Origin of the sequence: Streptomyces botrytidirepellens, assembly GCF_003721215.1 — a bacterium.
Lineage (GTDB): Bacteria > Actinomycetota > Actinomycetes > Streptomycetales > Streptomycetaceae > Streptomyces > Streptomyces himastatinicus.
Genome location: NZ_RIBZ01000453.1, coordinates 1 through 1,390, shown reverse-complemented (window position 1 = coordinate 1,390; position 1,390 = coordinate 1). Strand labels below are relative to the sequence as shown.

Here is a 1,390-nt window from a genome sequence, read left to right as displayed (position 1 = left end):
TCCGCCGGACGGGGGTCGGGCGGACTGCCGGGCCGTGGGCTTCCTCGGGGGGTGTCCGGGGCGAAGGGCCCCTACACCGTGACGCGCTCGCTCTCCCGGCGCTCCGCGAGCCCCTTCTCGTCCAACTGGTCCAGATGGCGGCACAGCACCACCGAGCCGCCCGCCGCCAGCGGCGCGTACAGCCCGTACGACAGCCCCTCCCAGCCGTCGTACGGCTGCCCCGACAGCACCCGGGAGCCCGCGGCGAGCCCGTGCGCGGCCGCATCCGCGCGCGCCCGCTCCACCAGCTCCGCGCCGGTCAGCTCCAGCCCGCCGACGGCCAGCGCGGGCGCGTCCGGGTCCACCGGGGCGTACGGCGCGAAGCGGTCGCCCTGGCTCGGCACCTCCACGGCGTAGTCGGCGAACCCCTGCGGCGGCTGCGGGAACCGGCCGCCCAGGGGGCGCAGGGCGAGCGCCACCCGCTCCCCGGAGCACGCGCGCGCCTCTTCCAGGGTGTCCGGCCCGCTCACCACCACATCGGCCGCGGCCGGATCGCCGCCGACGTCCGCGAGGACCCCGACCGACGCACAGGCCAGCAGCCACACCGCGGTCTGCCAGTGGGTGGGCAGCAGCAGTGCGACCCGGTCGCCGGGGGCGGCGGCCAGGTCGTCCTGGAGCAGATTGGCGGTCTTCGCCACCCAATTGGCGAACGTGGCCACGGAGAGTTCGACGCGCTCGCCCGTCGCGTCGTCGTAGAAGGTCACGAGGGGGCGCGCGGGATCCGCGGCGAGCGCGGATCGCAGCAGGTCGGCGGGGGTGCGATCGGTGGCGTTCATCCGCGCAAGGGTACGCGCCCGACGCGCCCCGCCGGGGGGTCGGCCGACTGTTCCAGTCGGCCGCTCACCGCGCGTCCGAATAGACACTTGTGTCACGATATGCACAGGATTTTCATCATGCGTGGATTCCTTGCGTCCTCGGTCGGCGTCGTGTGCACCGCCGCCCTCACCCTCCCGTCCGCCCTGGGTACCGCACATGCCCGGGCCGACCGCGCCCACCTCATGGGCGGCACCCAGTCGCTGCCCCTGCGCCCGCTCGGCCTCCCGCTCGACCGGGGCATGGCCGCGCCCGGCGGCGACCGGGGGCTCGCCGCCCGCGACGTGCCCCCCTTCTCCCTCGTCGGCGTCGTCTGGAACGACGCCTCCGACGACCTCCCCGGCCACGTCCAGGTGCGCACCCGCGCCGCCCGCACCGGGGTGTGGTCCGCCTGGCGCGACCTCCGGGCGTACCACGACGACGCCCCCGACCCCGCCCCCGGTGCCACCGACGGCGGCGCGGGCCATCCGCGCGGCGGGACCGCCCCGCTGTGGGTCGGCGACTCCGACGGCGTCCAGGCCCGCGTCCGCGCCGCCCG

1 protein-coding gene and 1 pseudogene are annotated in these 1,390 nt (G+C 76.8%); one reads left to right on the top strand and one right to left on the bottom strand.

What is annotated here, in order from left to right:
- Nucleotides 1-71 precede the first annotated feature (71 nt).
- Nucleotides 72-815, bottom strand: coding sequence for a TIGR03089 family protein (locus tag EEJ42_RS31535; protein WP_123105278.1), 744 nt, complete (start codon nucleotides 813-815; stop codon nucleotides 72-74).
- A 117-nt stretch (nucleotides 816-932) separates the two neighbouring features.
- Between EEJ42_RS31535 and EEJ42_RS31530 the strand changes: the two are divergent.
- A pseudogene (locus EEJ42_RS31530) lies at nucleotides 933-1,390 on the top strand (N-acetylmuramoyl-L-alanine amidase); the annotation flags it as partial.